This is a genomic window from Pseudomonas gregormendelii (assembly GCF_017114825.1).
Lineage (GTDB): Bacteria > Pseudomonadota > Gammaproteobacteria > Pseudomonadales > Pseudomonadaceae > Aquipseudomonas > Aquipseudomonas gregormendelii.
This window is the reverse complement of the sequence record NZ_JADEVO010000047.1, coordinates 19,261-39,022: the sequence shown is the minus strand read 5'-3', so window position 1 is coordinate 39,022 and position 19,762 is coordinate 19,261. Positions and strand designations below refer to the sequence as shown.

Annotated in this window: 14 protein-coding genes and 5 pseudogenes; 4 read left to right on the top strand and 15 right to left on the bottom strand. The window is 55.1% G+C overall.

The features are described 5' to 3' along the window. Positions 1–115 precede the first annotated feature (115 nt). From IMW75_RS23895 to IMW75_RS23885, 3 genes are read right to left on the bottom strand one after another with little or no spacing between them, the layout of a single operon-like run. Entirely contained in the window at positions 116–583 is a 468-nt protein-coding gene (locus IMW75_RS23895) for a DUF7002 family protein (RefSeq protein ID WP_237142325.1), read from the bottom strand. A 3-nt stretch (positions 584–586) separates the two neighbouring features. After that, positions 587–2,266, bottom strand: a complete 1,680-nt coding sequence (locus tag IMW75_RS23890; protein WP_205893937.1) for an adenylosuccinate synthetase — start codon at positions 2,264–2,266, stop codon at positions 587–589. Positions 2,267–2,269: 3 nt separating this feature from the next. Beyond that, positions 2,270–2,809, bottom strand: coding sequence for a nucleoside/nucleotide kinase family protein (locus IMW75_RS23885; RefSeq protein ID WP_336512442.1), 540 nt, complete (start codon positions 2,807–2,809; stop codon positions 2,270–2,272). 540 nt (positions 2,810–3,349) lie between these two features. Between IMW75_RS23885 and IMW75_RS27520 the strand changes: the two are divergent. Continuing rightward, positions 3,350–3,667, top strand: a pseudogene (locus IMW75_RS27520) (DUF7693 family protein). Positions 3,668–3,745: 78 nt separating this feature from the next. Beyond that, positions 3,746–3,994 carry a type II toxin-antitoxin system PrlF family antitoxin gene (locus IMW75_RS23880; RefSeq protein WP_205893936.1) on the top strand — a complete coding sequence of 83 codons (249 nt, stop codon included), beginning with the start codon at positions 3,746–3,748 and terminating at the stop codon, positions 3,992–3,994. Positions 3,995–4,422: 428 nt separating this feature from the next. On the opposite strand, the pseudogene IMW75_RS23875 reads toward IMW75_RS23880, so the two are convergent. Beyond that, positions 4,423–5,572 (bottom strand): annotated as a pseudogene (locus IMW75_RS23875) (IS3 family transposase). A gap of 1,007 nt (positions 5,573–6,579) precedes the next feature. On the opposite strand from IMW75_RS23875, the gene IMW75_RS23870 reads away from it, so the two are divergent. Then, positions 6,580–6,774 (top strand): DUF7740 domain-containing protein, encoded by a 195-nt coding sequence (locus IMW75_RS23870; protein WP_101209361.1) that lies wholly within the window; start codon positions 6,580–6,582, stop codon positions 6,772–6,774. 256 nt (positions 6,775–7,030) lie between these two features. On the opposite strand, the pseudogene IMW75_RS27075 reads toward IMW75_RS23870, so the two are convergent. From IMW75_RS27075 to IMW75_RS23835, 7 genes and pseudogenes are all read right to left on the bottom strand, one after another. Next, a pseudogene (locus IMW75_RS27075) lies at positions 7,031–7,437 on the bottom strand (IS3 family transposase); the annotation flags it as partial. Between the two features lie 252 nt (positions 7,438–7,689). Further along, positions 7,690–7,914 carry a hypothetical protein gene (locus tag IMW75_RS23860; protein WP_157831300.1) on the bottom strand — a complete coding sequence of 75 codons (225 nt, stop codon included), beginning with the start codon at positions 7,912–7,914 and terminating at the stop codon, positions 7,690–7,692. 482 nt (positions 7,915–8,396) lie between these two features. Next, a complete protein-coding gene (locus IMW75_RS23855) occupies positions 8,397–8,747 on the bottom strand; it encodes a copper-binding protein (protein ID WP_101209365.1) in 351 nt (116 codons plus the stop codon). Further along, on the bottom strand, positions 8,744–11,902 hold the full coding sequence (locus IMW75_RS23850; RefSeq protein ID WP_101209366.1) for an efflux RND transporter permease subunit: 3,159 nt from the start codon (positions 11,900–11,902) through the stop codon (positions 8,744–8,746). The genes IMW75_RS23855 and IMW75_RS23850 overlap by 4 nt, the downstream gene beginning before the upstream one ends. Next, positions 11,899–13,380 (bottom strand): efflux RND transporter periplasmic adaptor subunit, encoded by a 1,482-nt coding sequence (locus tag IMW75_RS23845; protein WP_101209367.1) that lies wholly within the window; start codon positions 13,378–13,380, stop codon positions 11,899–11,901. Before IMW75_RS23845 ends, IMW75_RS23850 begins: the two co-directional genes overlap by 4 nt. Continuing rightward, positions 13,377–14,633: a TolC family protein gene (locus IMW75_RS23840; protein ID WP_101209368.1), complete on the bottom strand. Its 1,257-nt coding sequence runs from the start codon at positions 14,631–14,633 to the stop codon at positions 13,377–13,379. The genes IMW75_RS23845 and IMW75_RS23840 overlap by 4 nt, the downstream gene beginning before the upstream one ends. 99 nt (positions 14,634–14,732) lie before the next feature. Continuing rightward, a complete protein-coding gene (locus IMW75_RS23835; protein ID WP_101209369.1) occupies positions 14,733–15,074 on the bottom strand; it encodes a hypothetical protein in 342 nt (113 codons plus the stop codon). 573 nt (positions 15,075–15,647) lie between these two features. Between IMW75_RS23835 and IMW75_RS27070 the strand changes: the two are divergent. After that, positions 15,648–15,785, top strand: a pseudogene (locus IMW75_RS27070) (chromate resistance protein ChrB domain-containing protein); the annotation flags it as partial. Positions 15,786–15,793: 8 nt separating this feature from the next. Here IMW75_RS27070 and IMW75_RS23830 read toward each other — a convergent pair. The 4 genes and pseudogenes from IMW75_RS23830 to IMW75_RS23815 all read right to left on the bottom strand — a co-directional run bounded on the left by IMW75_RS23830 (position 15,794) and on the right by IMW75_RS23815 (position 19,560). Next, positions 15,794–16,930: pseudogene (locus tag IMW75_RS23830) on the bottom strand (nickel/cobalt efflux protein RcnA). Between the two features lie 7 nt (positions 16,931–16,937). Beyond that, the gene (locus tag IMW75_RS23825) at positions 16,938–17,237 is read right to left on the bottom strand and encodes a metal-sensing transcriptional repressor (RefSeq protein ID WP_101209371.1); all 300 of its coding nucleotides are present in this window, start codon (positions 17,235–17,237) and stop codon (positions 16,938–16,940) included. A gap of 254 nt (positions 17,238–17,491) precedes the next feature. Continuing rightward, positions 17,492–18,880: a heavy metal sensor histidine kinase gene (locus tag IMW75_RS23820; RefSeq protein ID WP_101209372.1), complete on the bottom strand. Its 1,389-nt coding sequence runs from the start codon at positions 18,878–18,880 to the stop codon at positions 17,492–17,494. Beyond that, positions 18,877–19,560, bottom strand: a complete 684-nt coding sequence (locus tag IMW75_RS23815; protein WP_101209373.1) for a heavy metal response regulator transcription factor — start codon at positions 19,558–19,560, stop codon at positions 18,877–18,879. Before IMW75_RS23815 ends, IMW75_RS23820 begins: the two co-directional genes overlap by 4 nt. Positions 19,561–19,762: the final 202 nt, after the last annotated feature.

Sequence of the window (19,762 nt, the reverse complement as noted above, 5' to 3'; positions counted from 1 at the left end):
GCTTGATGCGTCTCGAACCGGAGCACTGCTGCTAAACTTATCCACAATTGCTGGGACAGAAATCAGCAATCCGTCCTGGGTCAATTTTCAATCGGCAGGGTGGGTCAGTTTTCAATCAGCGCCAACAGCCCGAGTTCATATGGCACAGCCAAATGGCTTCTGCATATGCGGGAATGAACATCGCCGAATCCAGAGTCAAGACATCGTGCTCGAGCTTGCGATAATCGCGAGCGCCGAGCAGCCGATGAAGTCTTGTTTCCTCAGCCCAGAAGAAGACCTTGCGGTTGATCAGTTCATACCACTGTCGTGGTGTCGTTCCATCCTTAAGGGCATTTATCAGCCGCTCCTCAGGCATTGGTTTCTGATCACGAAGCACAATGTTCGCAGGGTCACCTGCTATAACATCCATCTTCCGGTCGCGGTGCTCACTCTCGTATCGAGCCCTATCATCACCTTCAATCGCGAGATGATCGAGAACTGCTGTCGTACTCATCAACCCACGTGTACGAATGCTGTCCCAAGCCCCACGCTCTGCCATGTGGTAGACCCGAGGATAGAGCTCGATCAGCTTGTCCAGATCCATTTATTATCTCCTGTCGGAACGTGCAGTCCAGTTGCGTCGATCGATCAGCGATCGCAAATCACTGGGGTCTGGGTCTCGGGTGAACCGCGTGTTAATTAGCGAAACGGGCGCCTGGGATACGCGTTCAAGCTCCTCCACGAATTTGATCGTATCTGAATGCAACTGTTCGAACCGACGAGCGTTACGGTTTGTGGCCTTAAGGTAATCCGCAAAGGTCAGGACGATGTCCGTCGGTGCGTTGAGGGCGCACGCTTTTCGGAATTGATCCCACTCGAACCAGCCAACCTTCCGGTTACGGTTTGTTGTGGACGTTTTCTCGGCGGCGTTTAAAGCGTCTGCCTCAAGATCTGCAAATTGTGCAATTTCATCAAAAGTCGTCGGATGTTTGAGCCTTCCCGAAATGTGGCCCTCGCTGCCATCGGGGTCGCCAACACGGATGGGCATGGGTCGAATCACCATCAGGATTTTTCGGACTCTGCTGGGGGATATCCCAGCCTCAGCGAGACATCCTGCAACGTTGGTGTCCCGGGAGGTCACGTACGGATAGTCGCCATGGAAAATGCTCAAACCACTGCCCTGCGTACCTTCCAGCAGGATAGATTGACCACTGCGGTAAGCCTCCTCTAGACGGTCTGATGTAGAGCCACGATAGTTTCCCGGGGTGCCAACATACGGTCGCAGCTCATCAACATCCTTGGCCAACCTGATCGTCGCCTTACCCCGACTCAAAATACGCCGTGCAGCCGCAGCACCGCTTCCACTTCCGGTCGAGGCGATGGTCGAGACCAGATGCACTTGTTCTGCGTCACGGTCTGCTTCTTCAATGATGGTTGCTTGGGGATCAATGAATAAGCGATCAGGCCCTATACTACAATCATCAATCTCCTTCAAAAGCCCAGGTAAATGAATGGTCATGCCTGGGCCTAGAAGCAGTCGCGCTGTCACGTCACGAGATGCTGACGGCAAGTGATGATAAGTAAACGTGCCGACGGCACTCGCCACGGTATGTCCTGCGTTGGGGCCACCGACGCGAACCATCACATCGTATTCACGCGCGAGGTACGCAACGATATTGCCTTTGCCCTCGCTTCCGTACTGCCCGCCAATCAGCACGTCGACACACCTGATTTCAGGTGGTGTGTACAGATGCAAACGGGCGGCGACTCGCACAAGCGTGTCATTCGAATCCGAGCGCTCGGTGTAAACGCGCACGTCAGCATCATCTTTGAGCGCCTGAATTTCGGCAGCATCCTTCAGCTGATTTACGTCGTCATAGGGCAAGGGATCGGAGTCACCCTCAACTCGTTTCGCGTAGCGCGCTTGAAGCGTTGGGTCACCGGCGTATAGGTGGACATGCACGAGGTCGGCTCCGAATGCCTGTCGAAACTGCAGCACCTGTTCTAGCGTATTAAGGTGATCAACGACTAACGGTCGGCCATCCTTTTCCTTCTCGCACATTGCACGGGTTTCCAGAAGCATCCACTGGTTGAAGTCGACATCATCGAGTTCGCGTCGCCGATCAAGCATCTCTGGTTGTTCCATCCGTAGGCGCCATTGAGGGTCATCAATGAATCGGCGATTGCTGACCACGGCGAAACCAAATTCCTTTTCCAACAAACTGGCCAATCCACTCTTGCCGCTACAGGTCTTCCCGCTAATCACCACAATCTGCCGAGTTTCCATGTACTACTTCTCCCAGATATCCATGATCTGATCTGCAATTTCCAAGGGTGTGTACTGTTTGGTGTCCAAAACTTTGTCCGCAAAATCTGCCAACGAACGGGCACTTTGCTCGTTCGGGTGCAGTACGCTTGCTTGGTAGTCTTCGAGATGACTTAAGCCACGCGCAGCGTACCGCTGCTCCAGAACAGACTCTGGCGCGACGATGTGCACGTGCCTCACTACATCTCCGAAACGGAGCCTGAATAACGCTACTTGCTGGAGTTTGCGGACTGCATCAAGCAACCAGTTATGAGCATCTGGTCGAACTTCGATGGCCGGACTTGCGACAGACTCTATGAGCCAGGAAAAGTCAGTTGCTGTATCGAGGTAGTCACCGAGCTCTTGGAGGGTACGACGATCAATTGGCTCATTCTGGGCAGCCAGCTGTGCCCGCAGAAAAGAGCCACTGCTGATGGGAACAAACCCATGGCTTTCTTGTAGCGAACCAGAAACTGACGTCTTGCCACCGGCAATCGGGCCGCTCAAAAGAAGTAGTCGCTTCACGTGATGACGATCCCTGTCTTGCGAATTCACGCTGAAGCGTAGCTGGCCCTGCTAAGTTGGTATGTTTTTTTCCACCCAAATCAGGCATTAGCCAATCCGGCGAATTCACGTATCCGGAAAACGATCCCTTATCACGTCTAACCCAGGGTTTTCATCGCTAACAAGGGGTCAGATCTCAACAATGGCGTCCGGCATCACCGTCACTAGCCCCTCTGTAGTGATCTAATGAACCCGAACTCCACTAGCCTGCTGCGTGCCCTTACCTGCTCTCCGGTCTGCAGCACTTCAACGTGAGGAAATGGCATAAAGGCCTATACGACAATCAACAGAAGGGTCTTAAGCAAACGGTAGAGGCCATGGGCCTAGTTTGGCAGGGTACATATCACCGAGGAATCGACGATGCCAACAACGTTGCATCTATCATCAAGGAGATGCTCGGCTGATTATGTGAGCCGGGCCCATTGGCCCGAAGGAGCGATCTCTCCATTTACTGCACACCACCGCTTAGCCGGGCAAGCGATGACTCGAGCGTAGATTGATTTGAACACAACCTCTCCTCTCACCGCCCTCGAGGTCTGCAAGATACTGACGGACGTCGCGCTCGGTAAACGCATCATGACGCGAGGCTACATTCAGTCTTGAAGCGAGATCTATCATGGCCTCATGCCCGTGAGGACTGATGGCTGGGTACTCACCCTCTTCAATGACTGTGACACCCTGGACTACTGCGAGTACTGCAGGTCGCCTGATGGCCGAGTAGGGACACTCGAATTCTGGCAGCGTTATAGCACCGACCCAGTTGGCCTCCTGAGTAGCTGGGAGCATGAGCAGCTTGAACGCCTGCTGAGCTCGCTCTGACCAGCTCCATCAAAAAGGCCAAATGAAAGCGCCGCCCCTCGATTGCCTTCGAGTCAGGTCGAGGGTAATGTCCAAGCTATGAATGACCATCATCTCACCTCATCCAGTTCCAACTTCTGTCCAGACGGCGATGCTGAGCCGGCATGCACAGAGGCAACGGATAATGATCCGGTGCTACCGCTTTTTCTGGATCTCTTGGAACGTGATATCGCAGCCAACCCAGAGCGTTTGCAAACTGTGGATGCGAGGCTTCTCGCGCGCATTAATTCGCTGGTCGGCGACATTGAAATTGACATCAATTCACCGTTATCAGCCGATGATGAATGAGACGAAGCCAACCTTTTGATTGCGATGACTACAGCAGACGGCCGAAATCGAAGCGGCATATCTTTGCGGATTATGCATGTCGGTTATGATTGGAGGAATAGGCACACCAGAGCCATAGAAGCATGTCAGAGCCCGCAGTTTATTGGGCGTCGGATGCGCACTGTATTGGGGCCTCCAAACTATTACTCCATCCTCGCATTCGATACTGAACTCGTCTTCAGCTTCCCAGCCCATTTCTGCGACAAGTTCAGGCGGTAAGTCGACAACGGCGTCGCCTGAGCCGTCACCATAGTCCTGGCATTTCACTGTCCAGCGTCTGCCGTTACCTATCATCGTTAGCCTCGAATTCGGCCCAGAGTGTCCAGCAAGGTTCAGGCGCAGAATAATTTGCACACAATCTCACCTCTGAGTGAATCGCCCCGGGTTTTCTAGACACTCTCCAGGCTCGCTGCGTAATGCTTTTCAAACTCTACCGGTGACAGCTGATTGTTGAAACTGTGGCGTCGTTTTGGGTTGTAAAACATCTCGATGTAATCGAACACATCATCCCGAGCATCCTGGCGTGTAGTGTAGATTTTACGCTTGATCCGTTCCCGCTTTAGCAGCTGGAAAAGGCTCTCCGACACAGCGTTGTCGTGGCAGTTACCTCGACGACTCATGCTGGCTACCAGGTTGTTAGCTTTCAAGAAGCTTCGCCAGTCTGAGCTGCTGTACTGACTGCCTTGATCCGAGTGGATCATCACCTCTTGCTTCGGCTTACGTCTCCAAACCGCCATCACCAGTGCATCAATGGCTACGTCGCTGGTCATCTGCGACTTCATTGTCCAACCAATGATCTGGCGTGAAAACAGATCGAGCACCACAGCCAAATACAGCCAGCCTTCATATGTTCGGATGTAGGTAATGTCTGTGACCCAGACTTTGTTGGGTTCTCTGACATCGAATTGGCGCTTCAGTAAGTTCGGTGAGGCAACGGCTGGTTTACCGCCATATTTTCCCGGCCTCCGTCGATACCCAGTCTGAGAACGTAAACCTTCAAGGCGCATCAACCTAGCCACCCGGTGACGACCACAGCTCTCACCAACCTCTCGCAGGTCATCATGAATCTTGCGATAGCCATAAACGCCACCGCTTTCCAGCCAGGAGTGTTTGATCAGTCCAAGCAGTCGCTGATCGTGCTTGGCTCGCGCAGATTTTGGTTCTGATAGCCACGCGTAGTAGCCGCTGGGATGAACCTTGAGCGTCAAGCAAAGCCGTCGAATCGCGTAATGACCCGCTTGCTGCTTAATAAAGGCGTACTTCAGCCGCACTCCTTGGCAAAGTACGCGGCGGCCTTTTTTAAGATGTCTCGCTCCTCCGTCACCCGTTTCAGCTCGGCACGTAGACGACGAACCTCAGCGCTTTGATATCCTCCTCAACGCGCTGTTCTTGGGGCTTGGTGTAGCGCTTAACCCAGGCATAGAGGCTGTGCACGGACACACCCAATCGTGCAGCCACCTCCGAGACAGGAAGCTGCTTTTCGGTCACTTGCTTGACCGCCTGGATTTTGAATTCTTCGGGATATCGCTGGTTGCTCATGGCACCTCCTAATGGGCCTCATTTTAAGGCTTGGAGGTGTCTACGAAACTAGTGGCGATTCACAGCCTCTATCGCTTTGCTTTCACCCAGAGAGCATCAAACTTCAGGATCGGTTTTGATTGATCTTCGAGCGCGCCCCTTTGTAGGGGCGGCTTTCGTGAGCCAAGCAATGGCGATACCGGCGTCTTGGCCCTACAGGCGTCCATCCTCGCGGCTGCGCTCCGCTTGCGTTCGAGGAGCTCTTGCGACAATCGGCGAGAACGCAGGCCACATTAAGCAGGGCTTGGCGAGACTCAGCAAGCTCGCATGATCTCGCCTCTATTTGATTTTGATCTCAAACGCCTGTCACGCCAGAGCTAAATATCCGGTAAGGCCGCCATCAACTTTCCGCAACCTGGAAGCACCGCTGGTGGGCGATATTTCCTGCCCTACTTCGACCGCGAGTCTGACGTGCTGAAGGTGCCGTTGGCGTGCATCGGCTATCTTCATACCACCATTTTTTGGCGACGCGAGCATCATTGGCGTCACTGATCCGCTGGCAAAACGTAGATGCTCTGCAGAAAGCCGAAAGCGTTTCATGGTGGTTCACTACAGGGCTGCAGCGCAGATTATTGCGGAGGAACCAGCTCTCTCCCGCCCACACCTTAACTACAACCTGTTGGGTTAGATCCAGTCTTCTTCACGAAAGTGACACATGTGCTCTCTCCATTGAACGTAGTCTTAGGCACTAACCTAGCGCAGTGATGCGTCACAATCCAGCCCAGGAAGGTCTGAGGCTGGATTGACTCGAATGCTTGAAGGGTCAAGTGCGCAAAAAAATCAGAAGATTTATGATGCCAACTCCCTTGACTGCCGGCTACGGCGGGAGTTCAAGGACGCCACGAAATCCGTAAAGGTGGTCGGTTTTTTCAGAGACGCAGACGCGGATGGCGATCACAGGAATCATTCCGACGCATTCAGCAATAGCGCGGGGATATACTGCGCTTTACGTTTGATAGGGCCAGCTTATGAATTTGACTGATGCCACGCTCGTATTGCTCCTTGCAGCACGTATCCATGGAACGGACGAAGCCATCAAAGCGTCGGCGAAAAGTGTAGTGAAAAAGCTACCGCGCAGTAAGCGTGATTTGATCTACAAGGTGATCGAAAGTCGACGTCCGCTCGAGCTGGTTAACTTTCTGGCAGAGCATTTGGACGACTGATCCTAGAACCCTCTAGTGGGACGTTTGCCTGCTACCTAATTGTCGAAAGATGGAAGCGGCGAGAAATCCCTTGTCGTTCTGGGTGTGCCCCGCTGGGGGCGGCTGTCGTAAACCCAGCCATAGCGGTGCCCGCTACTGTCTGGGCCCTACGGGCTTACATCCTCACACCTGCGCGCTCCGCTTGCTGGAGCAGCCTGACGAAGCGCGCTGGATTACTACTACGCTCAGGTCTCAGCGACTTGATGGGTGACGCCTAGCTGGGCAACTCGCTGACTTGCTGTTGGACTTCCACCACCAACTCAGCATCGCTAACAAGTCGGCTTCGCCGTTTTTGGGGCGATACCGATTGCTTGATTCGAACCGTTAATTGCGAGCGCGCCCCACCGAGACATTCGCTGACCAGTTTCACTGGTCGTCCCCCGGCAACAAGGGTGAGTGCGCAATCCATTTTCGCGCCCGAGCGATCTCCACGGCCCCTTTGAGAATTTCTGCTTCCATCGTCTTCTTGCCCCGCATCCGTTGAAGCTCGCGGATCTGCTTGAGCGCATCGCTCAGCTCCGACGCAGGCACCACGGCTTCATCGGCACTCACTGCCGACAGGCTGCCGTCCTGGTACAGCTTGCGCCACAGGAACAGTTGGTTGGCATTGATGCTCCAGCGGCGGCGCCGCTCCTAGCCAAAAAGTCACCACTCTTATCATTGCTGTTAGTCATAAACATAACCGTTTGCCTATCCCTTATCGTAAGGGGGAAACGGTGTCCTGTCTTTCATGGGGCTCGTTCATCAACCTACCCTCGCACCTCCCGCGAAGTCTCTGTCCTCAACTAGACAATCACAGCGCCCTGTCATAAATTGTCTCAGCTCTGTCCTGCATACTTGTTGAGATCACGGAGTCATACCGGTACTCCTAAAGCATCAGTCTTCAGCAGAGAACGCACCATGCATCCAAGATTCAGGGTCATCGAAACAACCAGACTGGATGATGCCATCAAGCAATATCGGGTTGTAGATCTCGTCGAGGGGGGCTCTGCTAGCAAGCACGGTGTGTTCAAAGCGAACGTCGAGGCCGAGGCGGTTTGTTCGCGCCTGAATGCCGAGCATCCGCACCAGAGTGGTGTAGGTCGTACATCCCTGAATCATTGATCCGCTCGTTTCAAAACGCCAATGGTTTTGTAGGACTGCTGGCTTAAAGGGCAGTCATGGGCTGCCGTTTCGTAAGTACGTTTTGAAGGAGCTGCTGGTTAAGTCGCTGACACTCATCCTCGGCCTCGTCTCGGGCCTGATAGGTCGTCTGTAGACGAAGCTTCTCTTGGTTGTCGTAGATGTTGAAGCCTATGGGCGCAGTCTTGCAGTAGAAGCACACTCCATCACGCGTTGATCCCGTTTGTGTGGGGACAGCAGGGACAACAGCAAATCTCGAAATCATTTTCACACCCTCTCCTTGAACTCCATCACTATTAGCGGCTATACGCCACCACAGCAAGTGATCTTCATCAGTTTCCGATGGGCAACACGAGGCCTAGGAACTGCATCTCTCGTACCATTTAGAGCTCAAGGCACTACCGGCACTACCGGCACTACCGGCACGACAGAGCATGCCGATGATTCTCATCAATACAGCCTTACTTTTTAATGGAAACAATCGCGACTTTGCCACCCTCGATCCTGAAGGAAAAGGATACACGGTCACCGATCATCAGACCTGCCATCTGATCCTCCGTGACGGTAAAAGCCATAGTCATTGGCGGCCACTGTACGGCTGGGACGGCTCCGTGGGAGATGGTCACCGTATGTTTCGTAGAATCTATAGCCTTGATCGTCCCCTCGGCATTGGCAACTTGAGCCTGTTTTGTTTCCTGCTCCATCTGCATGCCCTCCATACCGTCCATTTTCATGCCCGGCATGTCCTCCGCATGGACAGAGAGTGAAAGCGCGAATACGGTGCTTGCAACTGCAATCATGGTCAGTTTCATACGACTTTTCCTTGAGGCTTTATGGGTGCAGCTGAGAGGTGCCGGCGACGCATTAGGCGATAGGCTGCCGGAATGACAAAAAGGGAAAGCAAGGGTGCTGTGACCATGCCGCCAACCATGGGCGCGGCAATGCGGCTCATCACTTCGCTACCAGTCCCGCTGCCCAACAAGATGGGTAACAAGCCCGCAATAATGACGGCCACGGTCATGGCCTTAGGTCGAACTCGCTGCACAGCACCTTCACGAATCGCCGCAACCAGTCCGCGCTCAGTGCTGTCGCCGACGTCTTCACGTTCGGCCCAAGCGTTCTTCAGGTAGAGCAGCATGATCACGCCGAACTCGGCAGAAACCCCGGCCAAGGCGATAAAGCCGACTCCGGTGGCGACCGACAGGTTGAATCCCAATAGATAGAGGAACCATGCTCCACCGGTCAGTGCAAATGGCAGAGTGGCCATGATCAATAGCGCCTCATCGAAGCGGGCGAAAGTCAGGTAGAGCAGAACGAAGATGATCAACAACGTGGCAGGTACTACCAGTTTGAGGCGTGCGTTGGCCCTTTCGAGAAACTCGAACTGTCCTGAGTAGCTCAGGCTCATGCCTGGCTGCAGCTTGACCTGTTCATTGACGACCCGACGCAGGTCGGCGACAACCGAGGCAATGTCCCGCCCCCGCACGTCGATATACACCCAGCCTGAAGGCCTTGCGTTTTCGCTCTTGAGCATCGGCGGCCCGTCGCCGACCTTGATCTTCGCCACCGTGCCAAGGGTGATTTGGCTGCCTAGCGGGGTGTAGATTGGCAACTGCTCCAGGGCGCCGAGCGAGTCACGCCACTCACGGGGGTAACGGACGTTGATCGGGAAGCGTGCAAGCCCTTCAATGGTCTCCCCGACGTTTTCGCCGCCGATAGCGCCGGCCACGATGGACTGCACATCGGCAATATTCAGTCCGTAACGGGCGGCGGCCTTGCGGTCGATATCCACGTCGATATAGCGGCCACCGGTCAGTCGCTCGGCCAGAGCCGAACTGACACCGGGCACATCCTTGGCCACGCGCTCGACCGCCTGAGTAGCGGCATCGATCTCCGTCAGGTTGGTGCCGGCGACCTTCACTCCAATGGGACTCTTGATACCCGTAGCGAGCATATCGATACGGTTACGAATAGGTGGTATCCAGATATTCGTCAGCCCCGGGACTCGTACCACTCGATCCAGTTCTTCCACCAACTTCTCCTGGGTCATGCCTGGACGCCATTGCTCATGTGGTTTGAACTGGATGGTGGTTTCGAACATTTCCAGCGGTGCCGGGTCGGTGGCGGTTTCGGCACGACCGGCTTTACCAAAGACGTGTTCGACTTCTGGTACGGTCTTGATCAAGCGGTCGGTCTGTTGCAGCAGTTGTGCCGCTTTCTGCGCCGACAGCCCTGGCAGAGCGGAAGGCATATAGAGCAGGTCGCCCTCGTCCAACGCGGGTAGAAACTCGCCACCCAAGCGCGACATTGGCCATAGCGCACTGACAAAAACCAATAGCGCCACCAGTAACGTGATCTTTGGTCGACGTAAGACCGCGTCCAGAGCGGGCTGATAAATCCGAATCAACCACCGGTTCAATGGGTTCTGTTGTTCACTGGGAATTCGACCTCGAATCCAATAGCCCATCAGCACTGGCACCAAGGTCACTGACAACCCCGCCGCTGCGGCCATGGCATAGGTCTTGGTAAAAGCCAAAGGGCCGAACAGCCGTCCTTCCTGAGCTTCCAGGGTGAACACCGGAATGAACGACAGGGTGATGATCAACAAACAGAAGAACAGCGCGGGGCCTACCTCTGCCGCCGCTTCGGTCATTACATGCCAATGACGTTCACCCTTCAGTTCTTCCCCCGGATTGGCCGCGTGCCATGCCTCAATCTTCTTGTGGGCGTTCTCGATCATCACCACGGCGGCATCGACCATGGCGCCAATGGCGATGGCAATTCCGCCCAAGGACATGATGTTGGCGTTGATGCCTTGGTAGCGCATGACGATGAAGGCAATCAACACACCAACAGGCAGGGAGATGATCGCCACCAGGGATGAGCGCAGGTGCCAGAGGAAGATTCCACAGACCAACGCGACGACAATGAACTCTTCGATCAGCTTGTGGCTGAGGTTTTCAACAGCGCGGTCGATCAGCTTGCTGCGGTCGTAGGTGGTAACGATTTCCACCCCGGACGGCAGACTGCTTTTCAGTTCGTCGAGTTTAGTCTTGACCGCCGCAATGGTCTCGCGAGCATTCTTGCCACTGCGCAAAATCACCACGCCACCGACGGTCTCGCCTTCGCCGTCAAGTTCGGTAATGCCCCGCCGCATTTCCGGCCCCAACTGGATAGTTGCGACATCGCCAAGGGTCACTGGTACACCACCCGCACCCAACTTAAGCGGGATCGCCCGGAAGTCATTGAGCGTCTTCAGATAGCCCGAAGCGCGCACGATGAACTCGGTCTCCGCCATCTCCAGCACGGCACCACCGGTTTCCTGATTGGCCTTACCGATGGCGTCGGTCACCTCAGCCTGAGTGATACCGAGGCTGGCCAATTTCAGCGGATCGAGCTGCACTTGGTACTGCTTGACCATGCCACCCACGGTGGCCACTTCCGCAACGTTCGGCAGGGTCTTGAGTTCAAACTTGAGGAACCAGTCCTGAAGTGCGCGAAGCTGCGCCAGATCATGTCCGCCACTGCGATCCACCAATGCGTACTGATAGATCCAACCCACGCCAGTCGCATCCGGCCCCAACGCCGGCTTCGCGCTGGCCGGCAACCGACTTTGTATTTGGCTCAGATACTCCAACACCCGCGAGCGAGCCCAGTACAAGTCAGTGCCATCTTCGAACAGCACATAAACGAAGCTGTCACCGAAGAAGGAATAGCCACGCACCGTCTTGGCTCCCGGCACCGAGAGCATGGTGGTGGCCAACGGATAGGTCACCTGGTTCTCGACAATCTGCGGCGCTTGTCCCGGAAAAGGGCTGCGGATGATCACCTGAACATCCGAGAGATCTGGCAGCGCATCAATGGGCGTGCTTTGCACCGACCAGACGCCCCAAGCGGTGACAAACAGCGTCGCCAGTAGCACCAGGAATCGGTTCGCTACTGACCAACGAATCAGGGCAGCAATCATGGCTGGCTCCCCGATTTATCCAGGCGTTCAACACGCAAGCCATCGTCGGTCTGGCTCAACGCGATCCGAACCTTGTCACCCGCTTTCAGGCCCTGCATCAGAGCCGGGTTGGCGAGTGGAAACGTCATCGTCATGCCAGGCATGCCCAGCGTCTTGAAGGGGCCATGGGCAAGCGTGACTTCTTTGTCGTTGATCTCAACGATCTGCCCATCCGCCTCATGAAAACTGGAGGTTGCTGAGCTGGGCAGTGACTCTTCCTCCGAACTTGCAACGATTCCCTTGAGACTGGCCTCCGAGTCGAGCAGGAACTGGCCAGACGTAACCACCTTCTGGCCTTCTTCCAGACCTTTCACTATCGCCGTCTTGCCATCGCTTTCCTGCCCGAGATGCACTTCCACTGGACGGTAGTGGCCCGCGTCTTCGGCGAGCATCACCAAGGCACGTCGGCCAGTGCGGATGACGGCCTCGCTCGGCACCCACAACACACTTTGCCCGGTCGAGCGATTCAGGCGTACCTGCGCCGTCAAACCCGGTCTGAGGCGCCCATCCGGATTGGGTAGTTCCACCCGCACGCGAAGAGTGCGGCTGTCCGGGTTGGTCTCGGGTAAAATCGCGCTGACCTTGCCACTGAGCATTGTCCCAGGGAAGGCTGGCAGATGCGCTTCGACCGCCTGCCCCACGGTGATCGATCCGGCATCCGATTCTGGAACGGCCACGGCGAGCCAGACACTGCTTAAGCCATTGACGCGTGCCAGAGTATCGCCAGTAGCCACAGTCATACCCGCACGTACATTCAATTCTTGCAGCACACCACCAATAGGGCTGGTGAGAGTCAGGTAGGGCTGAACCTTACCGCCACGCTCTACCTGAGTAATCAGTGCTGCCGGCATCCCTGTGAGCCGCAGTCGCTGGCGGGCCGCAGCCAACAGGTCAGCATCCCCGCTGCGCGTCAGTGCAAGAAACTCTGACTGGGCAGCCGCCCATTCCGGCACCAGGATATCCGCCAACGCCGCGTTGGCTTTGAGCACATCACCGGGAGCGTGGGCATAAACCCGCTCCACAAAGCCCGTGGTGCGTGCCTGAATCACAGCGACATCACGTTCGTTGAATCCCAAGACACCTGTCACATCGAGGCTGGAGTCAAATATTCCACGGGTGACTGTTGCAAAACGCAGACCGAGATTCTGGGTCAGACTCGGATCGATACTGACGGTCGCACGATCCCCTGCGCCACCGGCGTACTTAGGAACCAGTTGCATGTCCATGAAGGGGGACTTACCCGGCTTATCGAATTTTTGCTGCGGGTACATGGGGTCATACCAATACAGAGCCTTGCGTTCGTCAGGTGAATCGAGGCTCTGCTCCTGGGCAGAACTGGATACCCCATTCATGCGCTGTTGAGCGAACCAGTAACCACCGGCAATACCGAACGCCAGCGAGATGCCTACCAACAATGCCCCGTTCCATTTAAGGTTCATTGGCTGGCCTCCCCATAAGCGAAATACAGACGCGCACTGGTCAGCGCTCGCTGCTCTTCCACATCAATCTGCTTGAGACGGGCCTCGATAAGCTCGCGTCGGGCGGCAACAACGGCGTTTAAATCGCCTTTGCCGGCACGGTAACTAGCCATGCTGAGTTCGACCTTTTCCTTGGCCAGCGGCAATAGGCTTTCCTGGTTTCGGCGCACGGCACGATTTAGGCGCTCATAGTCAGCCAGTTCAGTTTCCAATTGCTGGGTGTGCTCACGAGACAGGGCTTCGCGCTCGGCCTCAAGCTGGTTGAGTTCAGCCTGCTTGGCTGCGATTTTGGGGTTTTGGCGCGAGTCAGGAAACAGCGGCAGATCCCATGAAAGTTGCACGCTGACCATGTCGCCGAATTGTCGGCCACGATGCTGATAATCGAGCTCCCAACTCCAGTCCGACTGCTTCTCCGCTTCTGCTTCACGAACCTTGGCTTGCGCTTCACGGGTCATCGGCGCAAACGCTGCCAACTCGGGATGGTGTTGCAGTTTATGGGCGTAGCTTGAGGTATCGACGGGCCATACAGGCAAGCTGCCCACAGGCTTGTCATTGGCGGCGGAGCCAATCCAGCGTTTGAGGGCCGCTCGGGCCTGGGCGCGCTCACGAATCAGGTCGTCCTGTTGCTCTGCCAGTTGGGCTGCTTCTTGTTTGGGTGTCACCGCTTCAGCAGGTTGAACGCGGCCACCGGCAATTTGAGCCCGGACGGTATCGGTTAGGAGACGATTTTCTTTGTAGAAATCCTGGAACAGTGCATCTTTGCGCTCAACCGAGTAGCTACTAATCCAGGCCAATGCCGTGGCCTGGCGTACCTTCAGACGTTCGACCCTACGCTCCGCAGCAGCGCGATCAACGGCAGCGTCGGCGACCTCGATGCGCGCTTTGCGCTTGTCGCTATTGGGCATCTCCTGCCTGACCCCGACCATTTGCATGGTCATGAAGTCCTGGTCGATGCTCCAGCGATCCGGGCCGCCAATGGGGTAGTTCTGCACACCCACCAATAACTTGGGGTCAGGTAATTCGCCGGCTGGAATAGCCGCGCTGCTGGCAGCCTGAATTTTGGCATCTTGTGCGTTCAGTGACGGCGAATTGTTTTCGGCTAGCCGCAACGCTTCATCGAATGTTAAGGCGGCAGCGAGGCTCGGCAATGCCAGCATGCTTGCCGTCAGGCCGGCCACGAGAGACCAACCTGTGCAATAGCACCTAGAGTTCATGTTTGCGATTCCTGTGATCATCCGCTGCACACGAAAAAAGACATGCGCGCAGCTAGTCCATCCCGCTAATGCGGAATGAGGCTCAATGTGGGACAGGAATCAAACGCGAGGCGGTCGCCAAACCCCGGACGAGGTCTTTACAGGCAAGGAATCGCTGAAGAATGAAATTACTTCGGGGCTGAATACGGATACAGGAGGCTTTAAGATCGAGACTTGCAGCATGCCGCCCGACTTGCATTCCTGGCCCGGCTTACAAGGTTTGCCGTGCTCGGAAGGGCTTTTCATATCGTTGCAGCAGTCCATCCCCATATCGTCCATCATCGCCATGCCCATCGTCTTCATTGGGCACGGTTCTGTTGGTGCCTGAACGCCCGCCATCCCGCTGAGGGGAAGCGCAAAGCTGATCATGAAGATGAGGCAAAACCGCAGATAGCGTTTCATGGTCTGGAGTCTAGTCGCTGAGAATGGCTCTTACAATTGGAAGCGGTCGGCCCAATAGGCCTGCCAAAGGCGATAAAGCACATCCTAAGTTAAGCCAACATTACCGACGCGAAATAAAGTTTCTGACATGCAGTTTCTAGATCTGCAGTGGTTAAAAACCGATCAAGGCATCACTCAAGCCAATCCAGCCGAGACGTATTACTTCGTCTGCACAGCTGCGTGGCTGGGTTATCTCAGTTGCCATTGCATGAGGATAATACTCACAGCCAAACCGAGTGTAAGGATTCCGATTCCAAGCGAAACTCCGATAAGCATAGGACGTTTCCACAAGGCTCTAATCTCCGGTTTTCGATTACTCAACGAATATTGAGTACAAGCATGAGAGCAATTACCAAGCCAGTTGGTAGGTCACCACGACTTTGCGATGAAATGGCCACTTCAGGACGGTAGATTCATATTGCTTCACGGAGCATTCCCCAAAAGTGGGGTGACCTTCCTTACATATGGTGCTTAGTTCCCGAGAGTGGTGCAGGCATTGGGGCTATGACTGATTTCATCCATTAGCTGTCCTTCGCGGTTTTGCGCGATGGTGCCTATCTGTTGCCTGACTCCAATGTCTGTCGTGAAGCCCTGGCGTCCGTCGAACGCGACATCTTTTCCATCAATGGCACTGCTTACATCCTCCCGGTGGTCGATCCGCAGGGCACTCGGACATCGCCTTATGCGTTCAGGCCGATCCAGCCATGGAACCCTACGTACAGACCAACACCAATGATCAACACGCTGGATAGGTACGGCGCACGACGAGCAACGGTGCCAAGCCATGGCCAGCGGTTAGATGCCTGCTTAGCGCCAATGGCCGCAGCAGCACCCACAGTCACCAAGGTGAGCGCCAATCCGATGCTGAAGCACAGGACGAGCATGCCTCCCAGCGCGACTTCTTTAACCTGAAGGCAGAGCAGCAGGACAGTGATTGCGGCAGGGCAAGGAATCAGACCGCCCGTCAGACCGAACATGACGATCTGACCCGTGGTCACCTCGCGGTTGGTGAAGCGTTTACGGATATCATTGGCATGTGCACGTTCGTGCGCATCCTGATAGCCATCAATCGACAACTCCAGGCCTTCCAGTTCGGAATGCGTGTGCCCGTGATCATGCTCTAGGTATTCCAGGTCATAATCATGGGAATGACCCGCATGGCCCAGACTCAAGCGGGCACTGAACTCATGAGGCTCCGGGATATCGACTGCCGACTCCAGGAAGCCTTCGCGCTCGACGAAAGAGAACGATTGAGTGCTGCCGTCCGGACGAGTAGTCATCAGGCGAACATCTGAGGCTGTCCAGGCGTGTCCGGTCAATGTCTTCAGGCGCCAATGCGGTGACACGCCTTCTTCGAAGATCTACAGCTCAACACGGCCATGGCCAGTATCGATTCGGTGGGTCTCATCATGATGACCATGGTCATGCTCGTCGTGGTGATGATCATCACCTTGCTCGAACTTGAACATCTGCTCACCGCGCCAGGTACGCCACAGCATCCACAGCGCAATCACGATGATCAGTGCAGAGGACGCAAGCTGGAAGTACGGCTCAGTGGTTTGAGCATCCAGTCCTTTGCCCAGGTACATGCCGCCGATGGCGACCAACCACACCACAGCGGTGTGCGACAGCGTCGCGGCCAAGCCCAACAAAACGGCTTGTTTTACCGAACCACGAATGGCCACGATGAAGGCCGCCATCATGGTTTTTGAATGGCCCGGTTCCAGGCCATGCAAGGCGCCGAGCAGAATAGCGCTCGGGAAATACAGCCAGGCGTGAGCCCCGCCTTGTTGTAGCAGTTCAGCGAAGTTGGGCATTTCAGACCTAGAGGTACTTGGTGATTTGTTTGAACGCTTCCAGCGGTGCGCGCTCGCCATTACCTAACGCCGAAACGGTGTCCTCAAGGCAGTGATCGATGTGATCCTGGATGAGCGTGCGCTTCGCCTGGCAGACCGCTTTTTCGACAGCGTGCAACTGCTGAGCAATGTCCACGCATTCACGACCCTCTTCGATCATGGTGATGATGCCGCGTAAATGGCCATCAGCCCGCTTGAGGCGCTTGATGATCGCCTCGTGACTTTGGTGGGTGTGCGGATGGCTATGTTGGTGTTCTTGCTCACTCATGACTTGAGCCTCGGGCCCCAAAGAATTACGCTGGCATCCTATCCCCCCCAGGGGGATAGGTCAAACGTAACAAAACCCTATAAAACAAGTTGAAACCCGAACGCCATGTTCAGCAGAACGCTGACAACGACGGTGGTACTCACGCTTGTTCTCGCCATATTTGTGGCCTGGGCCAGGCATACCTATATCTTGTCAGTGACGTCGAAACAGCCAGCATGGGAGATTGCGCAAGGCATACAAGCGATCTCTTGCTTTCACTCGTGATCAGCAGGCCACGCGGGTAAGCGGATTACAAAGGTCGTATGACCTTCTCTGGAGACACATCCGACGGTGCCGTCATGGGCGTCAACCAGTGATTTGACGATTGCCAACCCTAACCCCGCATGGTTCGTAGCGCTCTCTCTCCGTGCGGGATCGACTCGGTAAAAACGGTCAAACAGCCGGGGCAGATGCTCTACCGCTATCTCCTCGCCGGGGTTTTCCACTGACAAGCTGATCATGTCGCCAAGGGGCTCGATTTTCACGGAAATCGTACAGTCAGGTGGGGTATACCTGAGCGCATTGGACAGCAAATTTGAGATCGTCCGATCCAGCATCGTCCTGTCACCATTCACCGCGCCGTGCCCGACTACCTGCAGCTTTACCCCTGTGTCGTCTGCCAGAAGCTGGTAATACTCGAACAATTTTTCGACGACCGAACACAACTCGATTTTCTCTTTGGCAGGTAGAACCAGGCCGTTGTCCGACTTTGCTAAGAAAAGCATGCCGTCAATAATGCTGGAAAGCCGGTTCAGATCCTCCAGGTTGGAATAGAGATTCTCTTCATAATCCTCTGGTGCACGTTTCTTTGTGAGGATGACTTCGGTATGTGTGCGCAGATTGCTGATAGGGGTACGCAGCTCGTGCGCGATATCGGCTGAAAAGTTAGACAACCGAGTAAATGACTCTTCAAGGCGAGCCAGCATAGCGTTGAACGAAGTGACAAGGAGCTCAAGCTCGCGAGGCACAGAATCCATCGGAATACGCTCCTTCAGCGATCCGGCTGACATCGAGGCCGCGACTTTCGTTACTTGTGCGACCGGCTTCAGCCCGCTGAGCGCGACCAACCATCCTAAACCTGCGCTGACCAAGGCGCTAATCGCCAGCCCGATCACTAACCACCAGCGCAGAGTCTCAACGAAATGCATATGACTTGTGATGTCTAGACTCAGCCACGCGGTCATTGGCTCAGCTTCATTCGCCAAATGAACTTGGGCTTTCATGCCTCGGAACATATGGCTTCCAGCTGTCCACTCCCACATATCTTCCCTTGAGTCACCAGAGGAGGAAGAAGGATGTCCAACTGCATTTGAAGTCGCGAAGAACGTCTTCCCGCCCATCGCGATAATTGAGGCTGAGAGTTCCTGGTGAGCACCAAGGAGTGCTTGTAGTTGCAACACAACTTCAGAAGGGTCTGCGGAGCCAGCTTCGCCATCCATTATTTGCCGAATGGATTCGAGCTTTTCCGTCATCGCTTGACGGTCGATGGCCTTAAAATGATGCTGACTGAACCCATCAAAGGTAAAGCCTGCTACTACCAACACGGCCACCACGGCACAGACAAACATCATGCTTAAACGGAGGGTAAGAGATGCGCGCTTCATTCTGTATCCGGAGCATCTAGCATGTACCCCATTCCCCTCGCGGTCTGAATCATCTTGGTGTCGAAATCGTCATCGATTTTGGCCCGGAGCCGACGAATCGCGACTTCGATCACGTTGGTATCACTGTCGAAGTTCATGTCCCAAACCTGCGATGCGATCAGTGATTTCGGCAAGACTTCTCCCCGACGGCGCATCAGCAGCTCTAGCAGCGAAAATTCCTTGGCGGTAAGGTCAATGCGTCGACCTGAGCGCGAGGCCCGTCGCTTTAGAAGATCGACCTCCAGATCCCCGATCTTAATAGATGTCTGGTTGGGTACGGCGGCGCCACGGCGAAGCAAGCTTCTGACGCGGGCAAGCAATTCAGAAAATGCGAAGGGTTTGACTAGATAATCGTCCGCACCTAACTCCAAGCCTTTCACCCGGTCATCAACTCCGTCCCTGGCCGTCAGAAACAGCACAGGGACTAAACTTCCGCCTGCGCGGACATTTCGGATGACTTCCCAGCCATCAATGCCCGGCATCATTACGTCCAGAATTAAGAGATCGTAGGTCTCGCTCAGCGCCTGGTGCAACGCCTCGGTTCCTGTCACAACCCGGTCGACACTGAAGCCAGCTTCCAAGAGGCCTTGCTGTAGGTACATTCCGATTTTGGGTTCGTCTTCTGCAACCAAGAGTTTCATGCTTGGGCTCCGGTTTTGCGGTGTTCTAGTGTGCTACCAATCTGACGACTGTGCGGAAGCTTACGCAAATGTAATTGCCCCAACAGCAAACAGAAAGCACGCAGTCACGACAGGCTCGGGGGCAATTGAGCGGCGGCAGCGAAGATGCGGCTTACAAAAATGTAATCGGCAACCTGACTTTTTGCGCTTAACCTATTTTTCT